Genomic DNA, 19,617 nt, shown 5'->3' on the forward strand with positions numbered 1-19,617 from the left:
TCGTCGTCCCAGTTCACGGATCAGGCCTTGCTGAGGGCTCGGAGGGCGCTGCGGAGCAGGGCACCGACATCGGGGCTCTCCCCTGCTTCTGGGGCCACCGCCTCGACGGCCTTCTCGGCCTCCTTGGTCGACCATCCCAGGCCAACCAGGCCCTGGTGGACCTGGTCGCGCCACGGTGCACCGCCGGCATGGACGGCCGGAGCGCCGGCGGCCACGCCGACGGGCGGACCGATCCGGTCCTTGAGCTCGAGGATGATGCGCTGGGCACCCTTCTGACCGATGCCCGGGACCCTGGTCAGGGCCTTGACGTCCTCGGTGGTGATGGCTCGGCGCACGTCGTCGGGGGTCATCACGGCGACGATCGCCTGGGCGACCTTGGGACCGACACCCGAGGCGGTCTGGACGATCTCGAACACCTGCTTCTCGTCTTCGTCGAGGAAGCCGAAGATCGTCAGGGAGTCCTCGCGCACCACCATGCTGGTGGGGAGCGTCGCCTGCTGGCCGGGGCGCAGGGTCGCGAGCGTCCCGGGGGTGCACATCAGCTCCAGGCCGACTCCACCCACCTCCAGGACGGCGCTGGAGAGGGTCAACGCAGCGACCTCGCCACGCACGAACGCGATCATCGGGTCCTCACCACCTTCCTCTGGCCGGCGCTCCGCACAGCGGCGTCGGCACGTGCTGCTTCGATCCGGGCTGCCGCTCCGCCGCGCCACACGTGCGTGATCGCCAGGGCGAGGGCGTCGGCGGCATCCGCCGGCTTGGGGGGCGCGTCGAGCCGCAGGATCCGGGTGACCATCGCACCCACCTGCGCCTTGTCGGCGCGACCGCTCCCCGTGACGGCGGCCTTGACCTCGCTCGGGGTGTGCATGGCGATCGGCAGGCCACGACGTGCCGCCGCGACCAGGGCGATCCCGCTGGCCTGGGCGGTGCCCATGATCGTGCTGGAGTCGGACCGCGCGAACACGCGCTCCACCGCCACCGCCTCGGGCTGGTGCTCGTCGAGCCACGCGTCGATGCCGCGCTCGATGGTCACGAGTCGTTCGGCGATCGGGAGGTGCGCGCTGGTGCGGATCACGCCCACGTCGATCATGGTGAGGGGCCGACCGACCGAGCCCTCCACCACCCCGACCCCGCAGCGCGTCAGGCCGGGATCGATCCCGAGCACCCGCATCTGCTGACCTCCCGGCATGGCGCATCCGAACGCCGTCGTCCGAACATCTGTTCGTAGGCTAACCGGACGGCCGCCGCGTCGTCGTACGACACGCGGGCGGCGCACCTCTCGTGCGCCCGATGCCAGACCTCAGGCGTCCGCGGCCTCGAGCTCGGCCATGACCTCGGCGGGGATGTCGACGTTGGTGAAGACGTCCTGCACGTCGTCGAGGTCCTCGAGGGCGTCGACCAGGCGAAGCACCTTGGCGGCGGCGTCGGCGTCGACCGGGATCTCCATGCTGGCCACGAACTCGACGTCGGCGGAGTCGTAGTCGATGCCGGCCTCCTGAAGCGCCGTGCGGACGGCGACGACGTCAGTCGCCTCGGACTGGACCTGGAACGCCTCGTCGAGATCGGTGACCTCCTCGGCCCCCGCGTCGAGGGTGGCCTCGAGCAGGTCGTCCTCGGTCACCTCGCGTGACTCCTGTGCCTTGGTGACCACGACGATGCCCTTGCGGTCGAACAGACGGGAGACCGAACCGGGATCGGCCATCGTGCCGCCGTTGCGGGTGACAGCGGTCCGGACCTCCATGGCGGCCCGGTTGCGGTTGTCCGTCAGGCACTCGATGAGGATGGCCACTCCCTGCGGTCCGTAGACCTCGTAGGAGATCGTCTCGTAGTCGACGCCGCCGGACTCCGCCCCGGAGCCTCGCTTGACCGCCGAGTCGATGTTCTTGTTGGGGACCGAGGACTTCTTCGCCTTCTGGATGGCGTCGAAGAGCGTCGGGTTGCCGGCGGGGTCGCCACCGCCCTGCTTCGCCGCGACCTCGATGTTCTTGATGAGCTTGGCGAAGAGCTTGCCGCGCTTGGCGTCGATCGCGGCCTTCTTGTGCTTCGTGGTCGCCCACTTGGAGTGGCCTGACATGCGTCCCTCTTCCGTGCTGGCGGCTGGTCTGGTGGTTTCAGTACGACGTCAGGGTCGGGCCCCGCGGACAAGGTCCACGAACAGGCGGTGGATCCGGGTGTCACCACCGACCTCCGGGTGGAACGAGGTCGCCATCAGGGCACCCTGGCGCACGGCCACGATCCTACCGTCGGCCGCGCCGCCCTCGACGCGAGCCAGTGTCTCGACGTCCGGCCCGACCGACTCCACCCAGGGCGCCCGGATGAAGACGGCACGCACCGGCTCCTCGAGCCCGGCGACGTGCAGGTCCTCCTCGAAGGAGTCGACCTGGCGCCCGAAGGCGTTCCTCCGGACGGTGATGTCGAGCCCACCGAACGTCTCCTGCCCCGCGGCGCCGTCCTCGATCCGGTCGGCAAGCATGATCATCCCCGCGCACGTGCCGAAGGCCGGCATCCCCTCGGCGATCCGCTCGCGGACCGGCTCGAACAGCTCGAAGATCTTCGCCAGCTTCACCATGGTCGTGGACTCCCCGCCCGGCACGACCAGCCCATCGCATCGCGCCAGCTCTGCGCGACGTCGTACGCCGACCGCCTCGACGCCGAGGGAAGTGAGCGCCCCGAGGTGCTCGCGGACGTCACCCTGGAGGGCGAGCACCCCGATGACGGGCGAAGGCATGCCCGCATCGTAGGGGCCTCGACCGCCGGCCTCTCGCCTGCCCCGGAGAGGCCCCTAGTCTGGCTGGATGGCGCTGTCGATCCTCTCCCGCCCCAACCCCGTCGTCGCCGCCCCGATGGCCGGTGTCAGCACGCCCGAGCTCGCGGCGGCGGCCTCCGCGAGCGGGGGTATCGGCTTCCTAGCCGCGGCCTTCCTCGCCCCGGCCTCGCTCCGGGCCGAGGTGGCGGCCTACCGCACGCTCGTCGATGCCCCCGTGGCGCTCAACCTGTTCAGCCCCCAGCCCGACCGCTCCGCCGAGCTGGCGAGCCAGCTGGTCGCCTACGCCGCCGAGATCGCCGCGACGGCCCGGAAGCACGGCGTGGAGCCGGGTGATCCCCGCCACGACGAATTCCACTTCGACGCCAAGGTGGCGTACCTCGTCGCCGAGCCTGTCGATGCTGTCACGTTCACCTTCGGACCCGTGCCGGAGACGGTGGTGCGCGACCTGCAGGGGGTCGGCACCGCCGTCGGATTCACTGTCACCAGCCTCCACGAGGCCCACCAGGCGGTCGCCCTCGGGGCTGACTTCCTCGTCGCCCAGGGAGCGTCGGCGGGCGGGCACCGAGGCACCTGGCACGTCTCCGACGAGCCCAACGAGGACTCCACCGACGACGTCCTCTCGGCCGTGTCGACGACGGGACTCCCGGTGATCGCCGCCGGGGGCGTCGCCGGGCGCGACGACGTACGACGACTGCTGGACGCCGGCGCCGCGGCAGTCGCGGTCGGGACCCTCTTCGTCGCGGCGGACGAGGCCGGCTCGAGCACCGCACACCGGGACGCCCTCACCTCAGGCCGCTTCCCCGGGACGGTCGTCACCCGGGCCTTCACGGGGCGCCCCGCTCGAGCCCTGCGCAACGCCTTCGTCGCCGACCACGATGGTCACGCGCCGTCGGCGTACCCCCACGTGCAGCACACGACCCAGCCCGTCAGGCAAGCGGCGGCAACGGCCGGCGACCCCGACGCCATGGCCCTGTGGGCAGGGAGCGGTCACGCCGCGGCAGCACGTCGGCCGGCCAGGGACGTCGTCGCGGCTCTCTGGCCGTGAGCTACCAGCCGCGCTCGGAGAGGCGGTGCGGCTGCGGGATGTCGTCGACGTTGATGCCGACCATCGCCTCGCCCAGCCCACGGCTGACCTTGGCGACCATGTCGGGATCGTCGAAGAACGTGGTGGCCTTGACGATCGCCTCGGCCCGCTGGGCCGGGTTGCCGGACTTGAAGATCCCGGAGCCGACGAAGACGCCCTCGGCACCGAGCTGCATCATCATCGCCGCGTCGGCGGGCGTTGCGATGCCGCCCGCGGTGAAGAGGACCACGGGGAGCTTGCCGCTCGCCGCGACCTCCTTGACCAGGTCGTAGGGCGCCTGGAGCTCCTTGGCAGCGACGTAGAGCTCGTCCTCCGCGAGGCCGTGGAGACGGTTGAGCTCGCCCCGGATGGTGCGCATGTGGGTGACGGCGTTGGACACGTCACCGGTGCCGGCCTCGCCCTTGCTGCGGATCATGGCCGCGCCCTCGGTGATGCGACGCAGCGCCTCGCCGAGGTTGGTCGCCCCGCACACGAACGGGACGGTGAACTGCCACTTGTCGATGTGGTGGGCGTAGTCGGCCGGGGTGAGGACCTCGGACTCGTCGATGTAGTCGACACCCAGGCTCTGGAGGACCTGCGCCTCGGCGAAGTGACCGATGCGGGCCTTGGCCATCACCGGGATCGAGACGGCCTCGATGATGCCGTCGATCATGTCGGGGTCGCTCATCCGCGAGACGCCGCCCTGGGCGCGGATGTCTGCCGGGACGCGCTCGAGAGCCATCACCGCGACAGCGCCGGCGTCCTCGGCGATCTTGGCCTGCTCGGCGGTGACGACGTCCATGATCACACCGCCCTTCAGCATCTCTGCCATGCCGCGCTTGACGCGGGAGGTGCCGGTGGTCGGTGCTGCGTTCTCGCTCATGCACCCATCGTATTCCGCGCAGCGGCCTGCTCACGCACCGCCCAGATGCGCTGGACGAGCGTCACGGCGCTCAGTGCGCCGAGGAGGGCCAGGCCCCACGCGAGGACCAACGGTTCGTCGCTCAGCTCGGCCGCGATCGCGGCGATGCCCAGGACCACGAGCCGGTCGGCCCGCTCCATCAATCCGACCCGGGCGTTGAACCCCAGGGACTCCGCGCGAGCCCGTGCGTAGGACGTCGTCACCCCCGTCACCAGGCACAGCAGCGCCATCGCGGCGCCGAAGGTGGAGTCGCCCTCGCCCCCGAAGTAGAGGACCACCGCACCGAACACGACGGCGTCGGCGATGCGGTCGAGCGTGGAGTCGAGGAACGCGCCGAACGGGCTGACACGGTTGCTCAACCGCGCCATCGTGCCGTCGAGGAGGTCGAAGAGCGCGAAGACCGTCACCACCAGGGCCGCAGCGATGAGCTGTCCTCGCGGGGCGAACCAGAGCGCCGCTGAGCAGGTGGCGACGGTGCCGAGGACGGTGACTGCATCGGGACTCACCCCGATGCGCAGGAGAAGTCGGGCCAGGGGCGAGATGATCGCGGTGACGAGGCCGCGGATGTGTTCCAGCATGGTGGCCGCAGGCTACCGCCGAATCGGCATCAGGTTCGCGCCGACTCGGCGTCAGGCTTGCGCCGACTCGGCGTCAGGCTTGCGCCGACTCGGCGTCAGCTTTGCGCCGACTCGGCGAAGGCCCGGGAGACGTCGGCCACGGCGCGCAAGGCTCCCGACACGGTCCACTCCACGCCGGCCGCGGGTACGACGACCGAGTCGCCGCCGGCGCCACGGATGATCGCGGCCCCGGGCAGCCTGTCCCAGTCGGCGACCGAGTGCTGGAACAGCACGTCGCCCTGGCCCATGGCGATCGCCATCGCGTCCATGGTGCCGGAGCCGAGCATCCGCAGTGTCCCGACCTCGCGCAGCGCCAGGCTGAACACCCTGCCCACCTCCCCCTCGAAGAACGGCGGGTGGAGGTAGGTGGCGGCACAGCGCTCCTCGCGCGGGGTGTCGGGCAACGGCGCGACTGGCTCGCCGTCGCACGTGCTGGGCAGGTCGGGACCGCCGACCCAGGTGCGCTGGGAGGCCGGGTGGTAGACCGCCCCGAGCAGCACGTCGTCCTCGTCCCGGAGAGCGAGGGCACTGCACCACCAGTCACTGCCCCGGGAGAAGTTGTAGGTGCCGTCGACCGGGTCGATCACCCAGGTACGGCCGCTGGTGCCGTCCTTGGCGGCCCCCTCCTCCCCTACGACCGCGTCGTCGGGCCGCTCGGCGGCCAGCCTCTCGACGATCAGACGCTCGGCGGCGGTGTCGGCCTGGGTGACGATGTCGGAGCCACTGGTCTTCCGCGTCACGTCGAGGCCCTCCGCCCGGATCCGGGCCGCCAGGGCGCCCGCCTCGCGCACCAGTTCCCGGGCCAGCAGGGCGTCGTCCACGAGCGAACCCTAGCGATGCCGACGCTCGCGCCGACGAAGCGCGGGTGGACGGGCGGCGTACCGTGGAACAACAGAGCCATTCAGGCTCTCGAGCAGGGAGCATCATGAGCGACAAGTCGCCGCGCCAGAGCATGACCAAGAAGTCCGCAAAGTCCATCAAGGAGAAGCGGGCCGAGAAGCACGCGAAGGCGGCCGGAACCAGCTCCACCGCGGAGACCTTGGGCAGCAAGAAGAAGTGACCCTCCTCAGTCTCGGCATCGTCGGCACGTCCACCAAGGAGAACGAGCACCGGCTGCCGCTCCACCCCGACCACCTGGACCGGCTCGATCCGGCAGTCGCGTCACGGGTCACGCTCGAGCACGGGTACGGCGAGCGGTTCGGCCGCAGCGATGCCGATCTCGCTCCGCACGTGGCCGGGTTCGCCTCCCGGGAGGAGATCATCTCCGGGTCCGACGTGGTGGTGCTGCCCAAGCCGCAGCACGAGGACGTCGCGCGCATGCACGCCGGGCAGGTCCTGTGGGGGTGGCCGCACTGCGTGCAGGACCGGGAGATGACCCAGCTGGCGATCGACCGGAAGCTGACGTTGATCGCCTTCGAGGTCATGAACCACTGGACCACCGACGGCCACGTGGGCCTCCACGTCTTCCACAAGAACAACGAGCTCGCGGGCTACTGCTCGGTGCTGCAGGCCATGGAGCTCGTCGGCATCACCGGCGACTACGGACGTCGGTTGAGCGCGGTGGTGATCGGCTTCGGGGCCACCGCCCGCGGCGCCGTCACGGCGTTGAACGCCCACGGGGTCAGCGAGGTCGCCGTGCTCACGAACCGCGGGGTGGCGGCCGTGGGCTCACCGATCCACTCGGTGCGGATCCGCCAGTTCGACCACGACCCCGACGATCCCGGTGTCAGCCACGTCGTCACCGAGCGCGGCCGCGTGCCGCTGGCGCCGTACCTCGCCGAGAACGACATCGTCGTGAACTGCACGCTGCAGGACCCCTCGGCCCCCCTGACCTACCTCCAGACCGCCGACGTCGCGTCGTTCCGCCAGGGCAGCCTCATCGTGGACGTGTCGTGCGACGAGGGCATGGGCTTCGAGTGGGCCGTGCCGACATCCTTCGACGACCCGATGTTCACCGTCGAGGACCGCGTCCACTACTACGCGGTGGACCACAGCCCGTCCTACCTGTGGAACTCCGCGACGTGGGAGAACAGCGAGGCGCTCATGCCGTTCGTCGAGACGGTCATGGCGGGCCCAGGAGCGTGGGCGGGCAACGAGACCATCTCGAGGGCGATCGAGATCCGGGACGGCCGGATCGTCAATCCGGCCATCACGGCCTTCCAGGGTCGCTAGCGGACTCCGCGAGCTGCGCCACCGACGGGAGCATGGCAAGGGCGTTGACCACCACCGAGAAGACCAGCAGGGCCACGCCGACCGCCTGGTGCCCTGTCCAGAACAGCCCGACGACCGCCGAGCCGAACACCACGACCTTGACCACCGGCCTCACGATCGGCCCGCCCCACGGCGCCTTGGGCGAGGCGAACATCCACCACACGGCGACCGCGGACACCGCCAGGAGGAGCCCGACCGGCCAGCCACCCAGGTGACCCCCGACGTGGGCGAGCGCCCACACCGCCAGCACCTCGTCCACGAAGACGAGCGCCAGCACGGTCCAGCCGAGGGCAGCAGGCACGTCAGCGCCAGGCGTCCGCGAGGAGGTCGCGCGTGTCGCTGAGCAGCTGGGGCAGCGTCTTGGTGCCGCCGACGACGGTGATGAAGTTGGCGTCGCCGGTCCAGCGGGGCACGACGTGCTGGTGCAGGTGGTCGGCCAACGACCCGCCTGCGGAGCGTCCGAGGTTGAGGCCCACGTTGAAGGCGTGCGGCTCGGCCACCGAGCGGATCGCACGCAGCGCCTGCTGGGTCATGGCCATCAGCTCCGCCGACTCCTCGGGAGTGAGGTCCGCGAGGTCGGCGACGTGACGGTAGGGCAGGACCATCAGGTGCCCGGGGTTGTAGGGGTGGAGGTTGAGCACGGCGTAGGTGCACCTGCCACGGGCGACCACGAGGGACTCCTCGTCGGGATGGTCCGGGATCGCGCAGAAGGGGCAGCCCTCGTCGCCGAAGGCGGTGCGGACGTAGGCCATCCGGTGGGGCGTCCAGATCCGCTCGAGGCTGTCGCCGCCCCCCACGCCCCGCTGCTCGGTCATGGGAGAGACGCTACTGGAGGGCGCTGGCCAGCAGCTCCTCGATGGGCTGGCCGGCCTTCAGGTCAACGCCGAGGGCTCGCGCGTGGCCGTGCAGGAGGTACCACACCGAGGCGGTCGTCAGCTGGACCAGCACCTCGGCGCTCGGCTCCGGCACGGGGCGGGAGAGCCAGCGTCGGACCGCTCCGAACACCGCACCCACGAGGCCGTGCGCCAAGGGGTCCAGGGCCGCTCGCTGCTCGCCGGTCAGGTCGAGGCGCAGGAGGTCGACAGCGGTCTCGATGAGCTCGGCGACCCGGCCGGCGATCATGGAGAGCCCCTGCTCGAGGGGGTTGTCGTCGTCGGCCTCGGCGGCGCCCGCGACGCGGTGCAGCGCAGGGTGCTCGGCTGCCCAGCCGACGTACTCGGCGACCACCCGCTCGATGATCTGCAGGATGCTGCCCTCGAGCGAGAGCGCCGGGAGCAGCCGCGCCCACACGTCGTCGAGGATCGCGACCCGGATCTCGCGGTCGAGCTCGGAGCGGTCGGTGAAGTGGCGGTAGATCACCGTGCGGCCGACCCCGGCCCGCTCCGCGATGGCGGCCACGTTGACCTCGTGGCCCGGCGCCGTCTCCTCGATGACCTCGATGGCGGCAGTCAGGATCACGCGACGTCGCTCCAGGTTGTGCTGCTCCCAGCGGGCCTGGCGGCCGTCGACGCTCATCACCCTCCGCACGTTCGGCTACACGGTCTCGCGGAGACTACTGGTCGCCGCGGCTCGAAGCTCGTCGAGCGCCACGATCTTGGCACGACTCCGCCCCGAGATCGCGCCCCTGTGCTTCTCCTGGCGGTCGATCGCACGCCAGCCGGCCAGGTCGATGGGGTCGACGCCTCGGTCAGCGAGACGCTCGCGAAGGTCCTCCCCACGTCGAGGCGGCACCGGGACCAGCCCGGCGTCGAGGTCGTCGAGGAGCTGGGTGACCGTCTCCTGGGCGCAGGACTTGTTGGTGCCGATGAAGCCCGTCGGACCGCGCTTGATCCACCCCGCGACATAGCTTCCCGGCTCGACCCGGCCACGGTCGTTGGGGACGGTGCCGGCCACGTCGTCGTACGGCAGCCCCGGCACGGGCTTGCCGTGGTAGCCGATGGCACGCAGGACCAGCCCGGTGTCGAGCGTCTCGGCCCCGGTCAGCGTCGGGTGGGTGCCCCGGACGGCGAGCCCTTCCACGCGGGTCTCCCCCAGCACGGCGACGGGCTGGGTGTGGAAGCGAAGGATGATCGCGCGGCGGCCCGGACGGCGCTCGCGGCTCGCCAGGTCGCGGAGCAGCCGGCCCCTCTCCCCCGTCGCCGTGATGTCGGCGCCCCCGGGGTCGAGGAGCACGTCGACGTCGGGCAGACCGGCGAGCCCGACGAGCTCGGGCAGGGTGAAGGCCGCGTCGTCCGGACCCCGACGACCGAGCACGACGACCTCCCGCACGTCGCTCGCCGCGAGCGCGTCCAGGGGACCGGACGCGATGTCGGTGCGGGCGAGCGCCTCCGGGTCGGCGGTGAGGATCCTGGCCACGTCGAGGGCGACGTTGCCGGTCCCGATGACGACGGCGCGTTCGTGGTCGAGCGGCACGTCGAGGTCCTGCCGCTCGGGGTGGCCGTTGTACCAGGCGACCAGCTCGGTGGCGGAGAGGGAGCCGGGCAGGGTCTCGCCGTCGACGCCGAGGCGCTTGTCGGCAGCAGCGCCCACGCATGTGATCACCGCGTCGTAGTGCTCGGCCAGCTCGGCGTGGGTGAGGTCGCGACCGACCTCGACGCCCAGCAGGTAGCGGAAGCCGGGCTGCTCCTCGATGGCACGGAACAGCTTCTCGGCGCCCTTGGTGTGGTGGTGGTCAGGAGCGACTCCGGCGCGCAGGAGGCCGTAAGGGGTGGGGAGACGATCGAGGACGTCGACGCTCACCTCGGGGTGCCGGAGCAGCTCGTCGGCGGCGTAGAGACCCGCCGGCCCGGCCCCGACGACCGCGACCCGGACAGGACGCGGGTCGACCAGGCGTCGCTGGGGCGGCACCAGGGCCAGCGGCGTCCGGTCGGCGTGGGAGTACTCGTCGTAGTAGGCGGCGTTGAGGACGGAGAACGGCTGCTCCTCGGGCGTCAGGCGCGACTCGGGCTTGATCGCACCCACCGGACAGGCCGTGACGCAGGCGCCGCAGCCCACGCAGGACTTCGGGTCGATGTAGAGCATCTCTGCCTCGGCGAAGCCGGGCTCGCCAGGCGTGGGGTGGATGCAGTTGACCGGGCAGGCGACGACGCAGGAGGCGTCGGCGCAGCACGCTTGTGTGACGACGTAGGCCATGGGTCAGGCGGCGGCGGAGGCCGGCTCGCTGCGGAAGCGGGACGGCCGCCCGTCGATCTTGCACCGGCGCCACACCCAGCGGGAGAAGGGGTTCATCAGCCCGCACTTCTCCGCGAGCATCCGGACGTCGCCGAACAGGTCGCGCAGCACCTTCTGCGAGGCGGGGTGCTCCCAGTAGACCTCGCGGTACACGTCGTCGGGCAGACCGATGTCGCGCCTGGCCCGCTTGCTCGGCTTGAGGATCTCGTCGCAGAGCCAGCGCATGATGACCGGCGTGAGCGCGGCCACGACGTGACGCTGGGCGGTGCCGAGGTGCGGCGCGGTGTGCTCGAGGTACTGGTGGGCGAAGCCGATGTGGCGGGCTTCCTCGGCGACGTGGATCTGCATGATGCGCTTGAGCAGCGGGTGCATGTCGTCGCCGGCGCGGAGGACCGCCTTCTGCATGTGGTCGATGGGCTCCTCGCCGGCCAGCACCCCGATGAAGAATCCGAAGGGAAGCCACCCTGCGAACAACGGCAGGACCGGGGAGACCCGGCGGAAGAAGACCGAGCCACCGGCGACGTCGGCGCCGGTGCGGTTGACGAACTCCTGGAACATCTGGGTGTGGTGGCACTCCTCGGTCGCCTCGTGCGTGGCGTAGCGGAACTCGGGCGAGCTGTTCGGGAGGGTGCGCGCGAAGTTCATCAGACCGCTGATGAGGATCTGCTCGAACTGGAGACCGACCTTGGTGGTGTTGGCCTGGAGGTAGAGCCCGATGCGGACCTGCTCGTCCTCGGGGAGCCCGAGGTACCACGGGTGGGAGCCGAGCACGTGCTCGCGCGGGAGCTTCCACCGCGGGTCCGTGGGGTCCACCGCGTAGTCGGGGTTGTCCCAGTCGATGTCCGCGAAGGCGTCGAAGTGCTGGTCGACCGAGGCCTCAGAGAGCGTGCGGAGGTTGTCGTGGAACTCCTGCTGCGTGGTCTGCTGCTGGATGGTCATGGCCGCAAAATTACCGTGACACGGTGTCGCTGTAAAGAGATGCACGCGACAGTGTGTCGCAGTTAATGTCGGGGCCCAGACCTGCTCAGACCTGCTCGCGGCTCGCCACAGCACTGGCGACGCGGGCGATGGCCTCCTCGAGGGGTACGCCGTTGTCCTGGCGGCCGTCGCGGTAGCGGAAGGACACCGCGCCCTTCTCGACGTCGTCGTCGCCGGCGATCATCATGAAGGGCACCTTCTGGAGCTGGGCGTTGCGGATCTTCTTCTGCATCCGGTCGTCGGAGTCGTCCACCTCCACGCGCAGGCCCTGCGTCTTCATCCGCCTGGCGACGTCGTACAGGTAGTCGTTGTGGCGCTCCGCGATCGGGATGCCCTGGATCTGCACGGGTGCGAGCCAGGGCGGGAAGGCACCGGCGTAGTGCTCGACCAGGACCCCGATGAACCGCTCGATCGAGCCGAACTTCGCCGAGTGGATCATGACCGGCTGCTTCCGCGAGCCGTCCGCGGCGACGTACTCGAGGTTGAAGCGGTCGGCCGAGGGCTGGTTGAAGTCGTACTGGATGGTCGACATCTGCCACGTCCGGCCGATCGCGTCGCGCGCCTGCACCGAGACCTTGGGACCGTAGTAGGCCGCGCCTCCGGGGTCGGGCACGAGCTCGAGGCCCGACTCCTCGCAGACGCTCCGCAGCACCTCGGTCGCCATCTCCCAGTCCTCGTCGGACCCGATGAACTTGTCGGGCTTGGAGTCGTCGCGGGTGGACAGCTCGAGGTAGAAGTCGTCGAGCCCGAAGTCGCGGAAGAGCCCGAGGCAGAAGTCGAGGAGGTGGCGGATCTCGTCGGGCGCCTGCTCGGGGGTGACGTAGGAGTGCGAGTCGTCCTGGGCGAAGCCGCGCACGCGCGTCAGCCCGTGCACGACGCCGGACTTCTCGTGACGGTAAACCGACCCGAACTCGAAGAGCCGCAGCGGCAGCTCACGGTAGGAACGCTGCCGCGAGCGGTAGATGAGGTTGTGCATGGGGCAGTTCATCGCCTTGAGGCGGTAGGGCATCTCGTCCACGTCGAGCGCCGGGAACATCCCGTCGCCGTAGTAGGGCAGGTGACCGGAGGTGTAGAAGAGGCCCTCCTTGGCGATGTGGGGGGTGCCGACGTACTCGAAGCCCTCCTCGATGTGCCGCTGCCGGACGTAGTCCTCCATGGCCCGCTTGATCACCCCGCCCTTGGGGTGGAACACCGGCAGCCCGGAGCCGATCTCGTCGGGGAAGCTGAACAGGTCGAGGTCGCGGCCCAGCTTGCGGTGGTCGCGCCGCTCGGCCTCCTCGATGCGGTGGAGGTGCTCCTCGAGCGCCTCCTTGGTCTCCCAGGCGGTGCCGTAGATGCGCTGGAGCTGCTTGTTCTTCTCGTCACCGCGCCAGTAGGCCGCGGCGCTGCGCATCAGCTTGAAGGCGGGGATCCGCTTGGTGGTCGGCAGGTGGGGCCCACGGCACAGGTCGGACCACTTGGCCTCGCCGTTGCGGCCGATGTTGTCGTAGATCGTGAGCTCGACGCCCCCGACCTCGACGCTCGCGCCCTCGGCAGCACCCTCGGCGTTGCCCGAGCCCTTCAGCCCGATCAGCTCGATCTTGTAGGGCTCGTCCTTGAGCTCGTCGATCGCGGCGGCGTCGGTGGTGACGCGCCGCTCGAAGCGCTGGTTATCCTTGATGATCTTGCGCATCGCCGACTCGATCCTGACCAGGTCCTCGGGAACGAACGGGGTCTCGACGTCGAAGTCGTAGTAGAACCCGTCGGTGATCGGCGGGCCGATGCCCAGCTTGGCCTCGGGGAAGAGCTGCTGGACCGCCTGGGCCAGCACGTGGGCGGTCGAGTGGCGCAGGATGTCGCGACCGTCGGCGCTGTCGATGGCGACGCCCTCCACCTCGTCGCCGTCGCCGAGCTCGTGGGCGAGGTCCCTCAGGGCCTGCTGCCCGCCCGAGCCCACCCGGGCGGCGATGATGTCGGCGTCGTCCTTGAAGAGCTCCCAGGCCTTGGTGCCCGCGGTCAGTGTCTGCTCCTCACGCTGACCAGCGTGGATGCGGACGACCTTGATCTCGGACACGGGCTCTCCTGCAGGTTGGGTTCGGCCCGGATACGGCCCGGGCCTGGACCCGGCCGATGCTATCGGCCCGCCTTGGCGACGCTCACCCCAGTTTGGACGTGCCGATCACAGGTCGCCCAGCTGGCCCAGCACCAGGTCCGCCGTGGCGGGGTCGGCGGCGACGAGAAGCCCTCGCGTCGGCAGCCGCTGCGGGTGGTAGGGCTCCCCGTCGAAGGCACACACCACTCCCCCGGTCTCGGTGACGAGCAGCGACCCCGGCGCGTGGTCCCACGGCATGCCGCGGTGCGACGTGCTGGTCTGGCCTCGGTAGAGGAGGAAGTCAGCCTCACCCTCGACGAGCCTCGGATAGTCCACCCCGCACGAGAACCACGTCCTCTGCAGCGGAGAGAGCTCGCCCCACGGCAGCTTCGCCCACGCGCGGTTGGAGGTCCGTCCCACCGGCTGCGTCGTCGCGGGAGCACGTTCGAGGCGCTCACCGTTGCGCCACGCGCCAGCGCCCCGCTCGGCGACGTACGACACCCGGTGCTGGGGGTGCCAGGTCCAGCTGCGCACCACCTCTCCGCGGAGCACCTCAGCCAGCATCATCGCGTGGTCGGCCGAGCCACGGATGAAGTTGTTGGTGCCGTCGACGGGGTCGACGGTGAAGGCGTGCTCGGCCGTGGCGTACTGCTGCATCAGCGAGGGGTCGCCGGCGTAGGCCTCCTCGCCCAGCACCACCGCGTCCGGCCAGGCGGATCGCAGCGCCCGCGTGAGCAGCACCTCCGCCTCGCGGTCCGCGACCGTCACCGGGTCACCCGGACGCTTCTCGTGCACCTCGTCGTCGGAGAGGGCACGGAACCGTGGTTCGACGACCTCCGCGGAGACCCTCGTCAACAGCTCCAGGACGGCCTCGGTCTCCACGGTCCCGAACCTACCCGCCCGTGCGGAGCACCGAGCGACTCGAACGCGCCGCGCACGAGTAGCCTGCCGCCATGTCGCGCATGGTGATCCGCCCCCGGCTGGCCCGCATCGTCCTCCGCCTCATCCGCTGGCGCACCGACGGGACGCTGCCCCGCCAGGCGATCGTGGTGGGCGCCCCCCACACCTCCAACTGGGACTGGGTCTTCTCCCTGCTCTTCGCATGGAGCCAGGGGCACCACCCGCGCATCATGGTGAAGAAGGAGTTCTTCAGCGGCCCCTTCGCGCCCGTCATGCGTGCCACCGGAGCGGTCAAGGTCGATCGCGCCAACCCGACCGAGGACATCAAGGCGCTGGTCTCGATGATCGAGTCCGGCGAGGAGTTCCTGCTCGCCGTCGCGGCCGAGGGCACGCGCAGCAAGGTGGAGTACTGGAAGTCCGGGTTCTACCGCCTGTCCCAGCAGACCGGCCTGCCGATCTGCCTCGCCTACATGGACGGCCCGTCACGCACCGTTGGCTGCGGTCCGACCTTCATGCCGACCGGCGACGTCAAGGCGGACATGGACATGATCCGCGCGTTCTACGCCGACAAGCGCGGCGTCCATCCCGAGAAGCGCACCGAGCCGCGCCTGCGCAACGAGGGCTGAGCCTCAACGGCCCACAGGCTCCCCCGTCTGCACCCGCCAGAGCGCGGCGTAGGCGCCGTCACGAGCGACGAGCTCGTCGTGCGTGCCGCTCTCGACGATCCGGCCGGCGTCCAGCACCCAGATCCGGTGCGCGTGCCGGACCGTGGAGAGCCGGTGTGCCACGACGATCGCCGAGCACCGCGCGGTGGCCTGCTTCAGGGAACGCTGGATCGCGGCCTCGGTCTCGTTGTCCACGGCGGAGGTCGCCTCGTCCAGGACGAGCACCGCCGGGTCGCGGAGCAGCGCCCTGGCGAGCGCGAGCCGCTGACGCTGTCCGCCGGACAGGGTGACCCCCCGCTCCCCCACCCACGTGTCGAGCCCGTCGGGGAGTGCCTCGATGAAGTCGAGCGCCGCGGCTGCCTCGGCGGCCGCCCGGACCTGCTCCCGGGTCGCACCTGGCCGGCCGTAGGCGATGTTGTCAGCAATGGAGCCGGCGAACATGAAGACGTCCTGGGCGACGTAGCCCATCGACCCCCGCAGGGAGTCCCAGTCGAGGCTGCGCACGTCCTCGCCGTCGAACAGCACCTGTCCCGAGCGCGGGTCGTCGAACCGCAGCACCAGGCGCAGCAGTGACGACTTGCCCGAGCCGGTGGCTCCGACGATCGCGTGCGTCTCCCCCGCGGGCACGACCAGGTCGAGGCCGTGCAGCACGTCGGGACCGTCGCCGTACCCCGCTCGGACGTCGCGCAGCTCGATCCGGCCGCGCACCGGGCGCGCCAGCGTGGCCGTCCCGGCCGGGACGGTGACCGGGATCTCCAGCAGCCCCAGGATGCGGCTCGCAGAGGCGCGACCGCGCTGGTAGAGATCGAGCACCTCCGCGACGTCGGTCAGCGGCCACAGGAGCCGCTGGGTCATGAACACGAGCACCGAGTAGAGGCCGACCTCCAGCTCGCCGCGCAGCGTCGCCCAGCCTCCGAGCAGCAGCGTGCAGGTGAAGCCCCCCAGGATCGCCATCCGCACGAGGGGAACGAACGCCGCCGACGAGCGGATCGCCGCCGTGTTGGCCTCGCGGTAGGCCTGCGACACGGCGCTGACCCGATCACGCTCGCGGTCCTCGGCGGTGAACGCCTTGATCGTGGCGATCCCCGAGAGGTTGGCGCTGAGGGTTCCGGACAGGTCGGCCACCGCGGTGCGAACCCTGGCGTAGAGCGGCTCCAGCCGCCGCTGGAAGACCAGCGAGCCCACGACGATCAGCGGGATCGGCAGGAACGCCAGCACGAGGAGCTGGCCGGACGCGGCGGCGAACACGCCACCGACCAGGAGCACGTTGAGCGTGGTCTGCAGGATCGCCGGAGCCCCGACGTCGAGGAAGCGCTCGAGCTGGTTGACGTCGTCGTTGAGGGTCGCCAGCGTGGATCCAGCAGGCCGTGTCTCGTGCCATCCGAGGTCGAGGTGCTGGACGTGGTCGTATGCCTCGACGCGAAGGTCGTGCTCGACGCCCTGAGCGAGACCGCGCCACAGGACATCGGCGACGTACTGCGAGAGCGACTCGACCACCCACACGACGACGTTGATGACGGCCAGCCAGCCGAGCTGCGCGAAGCGCGAGTCGACGCCCAGCACCTCACCGACGAACGAGTTGTCCCCCCGAACGACGACGTCCACGGCCGCTCCGATGAGCAGCTCCGGCACCACGTCGGCCACCTTGTTGAGCGTGGACATCGCCACCGCTGCGACGAAACGGCCCCGGTAGGCGTCGTACCGCCTCCACAGCGCGCGCAGCGGGTGGTCTGCTTCTCTCGTCCTCACGAGGGTGCACCGTAGGTGGCGACCTATCCTCACTGGCATGGCAGCCCCCCGACCAGCCGCACTGACCGCTCTGCTCGTGAGCGTGGCCCTGGCTGCCGGGTGCGCCTCGTCGGACACCACGCCCAGCCAGCGCCCCGCCACCCTGCAGTCCACCGGCTCAGCCGCGGCCGGTCAGCGCATCGAGCCAGGGCCGGACGGGTGGACCACCGCGCCACCGTGGACCCTCGGCCTGCGCCCCGGGCGGCTGCGAGGACTGGCTCGCGAGGCGCGAGAGATGGACTCCTCGTGCTACGCGGTGGTGCGCGACGGCAAGCTCGCGAGGGACTGGAGCTGGGGCACTCCGAGGGACACCCCGCGAGAGGTCTTCTCGATCACCAAGTCAGTCGCCAGCGCCCTGGTCGGGATCGCCGTGCGCGACGGCGACCTGCGTCTGGGCGACAAGGTCTCGCAGTACGTCCCCCGATGGAGGGGCACCCCGTCGGAGGGCGTCACCGTGCGCAACCTCCTCGCCAACGACAGTGGTCGTTACTGGACCCCCGCCTCCGACTACGGCGACCTGGTGGGCGCCGAGGACCGCACGGCCTACGCGGTCGGCCTGGACCAGCAACACCCGCCCGGGACCGCCTGGGCCTACAACAACGCGGCGATCCAGGTCCTCGAGCCGGTGCTGGAGGAGGCGACAGGGGTGCCGGTCGCCGACTTCGCCCGCGACCGGCTCTTCGAGCCACTCGGAATGTCCAACTCCCGCCTCGTCACCGACACCGCAGGCTCCACGATGGTCTTCTTCGGCCTGCAGAGCACGTGCCTGGACCTGGCCCGGTTCGGGCTGCTCTACCTCGAGGACGGCACGGTGGACGGCACCCGACTGCTGTCCGACTCCTACGTACGCCGCTCGGTCGGCCGCTCCTCCACCGTGCACAACGCCGCCTACGGCCTGCTCTGGTGGCTGAACCGACCAGGACCCCTTCGCGGCGCGACCGACGAGGTCGACGTCCGGGGCCAGCCCGTCGACCCGGTCACCGGACAGCTCGCGCCGGCGGCCCCGCCCTCCGTCTACGCCGCCCTCGGTCTGGGCGGCCAGACGCTGTTGGTCGACCCGACGACCGAGACGGTGGTCGTCCGACTGGGCCAGCCGGCCCAGCGGGGCGAGCCGGACTACGGGTTCTCCGACGCCGCGAACGTCGTGACCACGGCCCTGCGCTGACTAGGCGCGCGGCTGCTCGGTCGTCCCGGTGAGCTCGTCAGCGAGCCGCAGGGCCACCATGAGATCGGTGAGACCACTCACGGACTGGGGGTCCAGGCCCGTGGTCTCCTCGACCTGCCGGAGTCGGTAGTAGACCGTGTTGCGGTGCACGTGGAGGGCCGCAGCACACGCTCCGACATTCATGTTGCTCTCGACCCAGGCCCGCAGCGTCCCCAGCATGGAGTCGCGGGGATCGCGCACGGAGTCGACCACGAACCCCGCTACGCGTGGCGACGTCACGCTGCGCACATCAGACCTGAGCGCCGCCACCGCGTGGTCGAACAACCCGATCTGGTCCACGAGCGCGACCTTTCCTGTGCCCCTGGTCACCGCAACCGCTCGGCGCACGTGGCTGTAGGCGTCGACCAACGCCTCCGGCCTGGTGGCCGGCCGGCTGATCGCCCCGCTCACCTCCAGGCCGGGCACGGGACGTGCGGACAAGGAGCGCTCCACCTCCTCGCGAATGCGCTCGGGGGCGATGCCGTCGGCGGAGACCAGGAGCACCACCTCGCGGTCCCTGACGGCGTCGATGGGCGCGACCCCTGTGGCTGCCCGGAGGCGTTCTGCGACAGACCGGGCGGTCCGGCCGACCGCGTCCATCACGCGGTACCCGCCCTCGTCCCACCACTGCACGACCACGAGGCAAAACCCCGCTTCGACACGGTCGTAGCCGAACGAGCTGAGCCAGCGCATCCACTCGAGGCCGACCACCCTTCCGGACAGCAGCATGTCGATGAAGGTGCGACGCGCGTCGACGTCCGCCTGGTTGCGCTCGCGTGCGACCACGGTGAAGGCGTCGGCGGACGCACGCGTCGCCCTGTCGGTGTAGTCCAGCCACAGGGGCCAGCTGAGGCGGACCACCTCCGGGTCGTCCCTCAGCTCGTCGTGGGTGGTGAGCCAGTGCCAGATACCTCGGGTCACCACTTGATAGGACTGGAGAATGGCCGCCAGCGGCAGCCCCTGCCTCGCTCGCGCCGCCGCGGAGCGATAGGCGAAGGACGTGAGCGCCTCGTCGAGGACGCCGCCGACCAGCAGGTCGTGGAACACCTCGAGGTGCTTGCGCACGTTGGTCACGAAGGTCTCGTCGTAGCCGTCCGACGAAAGCGCTGCGTACTCGGGAATGCGCTCCACGGACTCTCCGACGAGACGCAGGGCGAGCGAGTCAGTCTCGGCGCGTAGGACGTCAGCCAAGTGCCGCACTGCGCGCTGGTTGGGCATGTGCACAACGTACTCCGCTCCAGTGTTGTGCAGGTCACTCTA

Annotated in this window: 21 protein-coding genes; 5 read left to right on the plus strand and 16 right to left on the minus strand. The window is 70.6% G+C overall.

Annotated elements, in window-relative coordinates:
• Positions 1 to 20: 20 nt before the first annotated feature.
• The 4 genes from ruvA to pdxT form a co-directional block, all read right to left on the minus strand.
• Positions 21 to 623, minus strand: a complete 603-nt coding sequence (ruvA, locus tag EXE58_RS18530; RefSeq protein WP_135269208.1) for a Holliday junction branch migration protein RuvA — start codon at positions 621 to 623, stop codon at positions 21 to 23.
• Positions 620 to 1,171, minus strand: a complete 552-nt coding sequence (gene ruvC / locus EXE58_RS18535) for a crossover junction endodeoxyribonuclease RuvC (RefSeq protein WP_135269707.1) — start codon at positions 1,169 to 1,171, stop codon at positions 620 to 622. Before ruvC ends, ruvA begins: the two co-directional genes overlap by 4 nt.
• 129 nt (positions 1,172 to 1,300) lie before the next feature.
• Positions 1,301 to 2,074 (minus strand): YebC/PmpR family DNA-binding transcriptional regulator, encoded by a 774-nt coding sequence (locus EXE58_RS18540; protein WP_135269209.1) that lies wholly within the window; start codon positions 2,072 to 2,074, stop codon positions 1,301 to 1,303.
• Positions 2,075 to 2,122: 48 nt separating this feature from the next.
• On the minus strand, positions 2,123 to 2,728 hold the full coding sequence (pdxT, locus tag EXE58_RS18545) for a pyridoxal 5'-phosphate synthase glutaminase subunit PdxT (protein WP_135269210.1): 606 nt from the start codon (positions 2,726 to 2,728) through the stop codon (positions 2,123 to 2,125).
• Positions 2,729 to 2,795: 67 nt separating this feature from the next.
• Between pdxT and EXE58_RS18550 the strand changes: the two genes are divergently transcribed.
• Complete coding sequence (locus tag EXE58_RS18550) at positions 2,796 to 3,812, plus strand: nitronate monooxygenase (protein WP_135269211.1); 1,017 nt, start codon at positions 2,796 to 2,798, stop codon at positions 3,810 to 3,812.
• Between the two features lies 1 nt (position 3,813).
• Here the strand turns inward: EXE58_RS18550 and pdxS are convergent, their stop codons facing one another.
• From pdxS to EXE58_RS18565, 3 genes are all read right to left on the minus strand, one after another.
• A complete protein-coding gene (gene pdxS / locus EXE58_RS18555; protein WP_135269212.1) occupies positions 3,814 to 4,713 on the minus strand; it encodes a pyridoxal 5'-phosphate synthase lyase subunit PdxS in 900 nt (299 codons plus the stop codon).
• Positions 4,710 to 5,330, minus strand: coding sequence for a phosphatidylinositol phosphate synthase (gene pgsA / locus EXE58_RS18560; protein ID WP_135269213.1), 621 nt, complete (start codon positions 5,328 to 5,330; stop codon positions 4,710 to 4,712). Before pgsA ends, pdxS begins: the two co-directional genes overlap by 4 nt.
• Positions 5,331 to 5,425: 95 nt before the next feature.
• Complete coding sequence (locus EXE58_RS18565; RefSeq protein WP_135269214.1) at positions 5,426 to 6,190, minus strand: inositol monophosphatase family protein; 765 nt, start codon at positions 6,188 to 6,190, stop codon at positions 5,426 to 5,428.
• 104 nt (positions 6,191 to 6,294) lie between these two features.
• Here EXE58_RS18565 and EXE58_RS20365 point away from each other — a divergent pair, with 104 nt between their 5' ends.
• Entirely contained in the window at positions 6,295 to 6,429 is a 135-nt protein-coding gene (locus EXE58_RS20365) for a hypothetical protein (protein ID WP_279638253.1), read from the plus strand.
• The gene (locus EXE58_RS18570) at positions 6,426 to 7,541 is read left to right on the plus strand and encodes a N(5)-(carboxyethyl)ornithine synthase (RefSeq protein ID WP_135269215.1); all 1,116 of its coding nucleotides are present in this window, start codon (positions 6,426 to 6,428) and stop codon (positions 7,539 to 7,541) included. Before EXE58_RS20365 ends, EXE58_RS18570 begins: the two co-directional genes overlap by 4 nt.
• On the opposite strand, the gene EXE58_RS18575 is transcribed toward EXE58_RS18570, so the two are convergent.
• From EXE58_RS18575 to EXE58_RS18605, 7 genes are all read right to left on the minus strand, one after another.
• A complete protein-coding gene (locus tag EXE58_RS18575; protein WP_135269216.1) occupies positions 7,519 to 7,881 on the minus strand; it encodes a DUF2568 domain-containing protein in 363 nt (120 codons plus the stop codon). The genes EXE58_RS18570 and EXE58_RS18575 overlap by 23 nt on opposite strands.
• A 1-nt stretch (position 7,882) precedes the next feature.
• Entirely contained in the window at positions 7,883 to 8,395 is a 513-nt protein-coding gene (locus EXE58_RS18580; protein WP_135269217.1) for an HIT family protein, read from the minus strand.
• A 10-nt stretch (positions 8,396 to 8,405) separates the two neighbouring features.
• The gene (locus tag EXE58_RS18585) at positions 8,406 to 9,095 is read right to left on the minus strand and encodes a TetR/AcrR family transcriptional regulator (protein WP_135269708.1); all 690 of its coding nucleotides are present in this window, start codon (positions 9,093 to 9,095) and stop codon (positions 8,406 to 8,408) included.
• A gap of 18 nt (positions 9,096 to 9,113) precedes the next feature.
• Positions 9,114 to 10,712: an FAD-dependent oxidoreductase gene (locus EXE58_RS18590; RefSeq protein WP_135269218.1), complete on the minus strand. Its 1,599-nt coding sequence runs from the start codon at positions 10,710 to 10,712 to the stop codon at positions 9,114 to 9,116.
• Between the two features lie 3 nt (positions 10,713 to 10,715).
• Positions 10,716 to 11,690 (minus strand): AurF N-oxygenase family protein, encoded by a 975-nt coding sequence (locus EXE58_RS18595; protein ID WP_135269219.1) that lies wholly within the window; start codon positions 11,688 to 11,690, stop codon positions 10,716 to 10,718.
• 85 nt (positions 11,691 to 11,775) lie between these two features.
• Positions 11,776 to 13,782 carry a threonine--tRNA ligase gene (gene thrS / locus EXE58_RS18600; protein WP_135269220.1) on the minus strand — a complete coding sequence of 669 codons (2,007 nt, stop codon included), beginning with the start codon at positions 13,780 to 13,782 and terminating at the stop codon, positions 11,776 to 11,778.
• Positions 13,783 to 13,887: 105 nt separating this feature from the next.
• The gene (locus EXE58_RS18605; RefSeq protein WP_135269221.1) at positions 13,888 to 14,682 is read right to left on the minus strand and encodes an inositol monophosphatase family protein; all 795 of its coding nucleotides are present in this window, start codon (positions 14,680 to 14,682) and stop codon (positions 13,888 to 13,890) included.
• A gap of 71 nt (positions 14,683 to 14,753) precedes the next feature.
• Between EXE58_RS18605 and EXE58_RS18610 the strand changes: the two genes are divergently transcribed.
• Complete coding sequence (locus EXE58_RS18610) at positions 14,754 to 15,326, plus strand: 1-acyl-sn-glycerol-3-phosphate acyltransferase (protein WP_135269222.1); 573 nt, start codon at positions 14,754 to 14,756, stop codon at positions 15,324 to 15,326.
• A 3-nt stretch (positions 15,327 to 15,329) separates the two neighbouring features.
• Here EXE58_RS18610 and EXE58_RS18615 read toward each other — a convergent pair whose 3' ends face one another.
• A complete protein-coding gene (locus EXE58_RS18615; protein ID WP_244242317.1) occupies positions 15,330 to 17,114 on the minus strand; it encodes an ABC transporter ATP-binding protein in 1,785 nt (594 codons plus the stop codon).
• A gap of 37 nt (positions 17,115 to 17,151) precedes the next feature.
• On the opposite strand from EXE58_RS18615, the gene EXE58_RS18620 reads away from it, so the two are divergent.
• Positions 17,152 to 18,318: a serine hydrolase domain-containing protein gene (locus tag EXE58_RS18620; RefSeq protein WP_135269224.1), complete on the plus strand. Its 1,167-nt coding sequence runs from the start codon at positions 17,152 to 17,154 to the stop codon at positions 18,316 to 18,318.
• Here EXE58_RS18620 and EXE58_RS18625 read toward each other — a convergent pair whose 3' ends face one another.
• Entirely contained in the window at positions 18,319 to 19,575 is a 1,257-nt protein-coding gene (locus tag EXE58_RS18625) for a PucR family transcriptional regulator (protein ID WP_135269225.1), read from the minus strand.
• Between the last annotated feature and the right edge of the window lie 42 nt (positions 19,576 to 19,617).

Source organism: Nocardioides seonyuensis (genome assembly GCF_004683965.1).
Taxonomy (GTDB): Bacteria; Actinomycetota; Actinomycetes; order Propionibacteriales; family Nocardioidaceae; genus Nocardioides; species Nocardioides seonyuensis.

What these genes read in the sequence shown, in the direction of transcription:
- ruvA (WP_135269208.1), bottom strand. Translation starts at nt 623, where the DNA reads ATGATCGCGTTCGTGCGTGGCGAGGTCGCTGCGTTGACCCTCTCCAGC.
- ruvC (WP_135269707.1), bottom strand. Translation starts at nt 1,171, where the DNA reads ATGCGGGTGCTCGGGATCGATCCCGGCCTGACGCGCTGCGGGGTCGGG.
- EXE58_RS18540 (WP_135269209.1), bottom strand. Translation starts at nt 2,074, where the DNA reads ATGTCAGGCCACTCCAAGTGGGCGACCACGAAGCACAAGAAGGCCGCG.
- pdxT (WP_135269210.1), bottom strand. Translation starts at nt 2,728, where the DNA reads ATGCCTTCGCCCGTCATCGGGGTGCTCGCCCTCCAGGGTGACGTCCGC.
- EXE58_RS18550 (WP_135269211.1), top strand. Translation starts at nt 2,796, where the DNA reads ATGGCGCTGTCGATCCTCTCCCGCCCCAACCCCGTCGTCGCCGCCCCG.
- pdxS (WP_135269212.1), bottom strand. Translation starts at nt 4,713, where the DNA reads ATGAGCGAGAACGCAGCACCGACCACCGGCACCTCCCGCGTCAAGCGC.
- pgsA (WP_135269213.1), bottom strand. Translation starts at nt 5,330, where the DNA reads ATGCTGGAACACATCCGCGGCCTCGTCACCGCGATCATCTCGCCCCTG.
- EXE58_RS20365 (WP_279638253.1), top strand. Translation starts at nt 6,295, where the DNA reads ATGAGCGACAAGTCGCCGCGCCAGAGCATGACCAAGAAGTCCGCAAAG.
- EXE58_RS18580 (WP_135269217.1), bottom strand. Translation starts at nt 8,395, where the DNA reads ATGACCGAGCAGCGGGGCGTGGGGGGCGGCGACAGCCTCGAGCGGATC.
- EXE58_RS18585 (WP_135269708.1), bottom strand. Translation starts at nt 9,095, where the DNA reads ATGAGCGTCGACGGCCGCCAGGCCCGCTGGGAGCAGCACAACCTGGAG.
- EXE58_RS18590 (WP_135269218.1), bottom strand. Translation starts at nt 10,712, where the DNA reads ATGGCCTACGTCGTCACACAAGCGTGCTGCGCCGACGCCTCCTGCGTC.
- EXE58_RS18595 (WP_135269219.1), bottom strand. Translation starts at nt 11,690, where the DNA reads ATGACCATCCAGCAGCAGACCACGCAGCAGGAGTTCCACGACAACCTC.
- EXE58_RS18610 (WP_135269222.1), top strand. Translation starts at nt 14,754, where the DNA reads ATGTCGCGCATGGTGATCCGCCCCCGGCTGGCCCGCATCGTCCTCCGC.
- EXE58_RS18620 (WP_135269224.1), top strand. Translation starts at nt 17,152, where the DNA reads ATGGCAGCCCCCCGACCAGCCGCACTGACCGCTCTGCTCGTGAGCGTG.
- EXE58_RS18625 (WP_135269225.1), bottom strand. Translation starts at nt 19,575, where the DNA reads ATGCCCAACCAGCGCGCAGTGCGGCACTTGGCTGACGTCCTACGCGCC.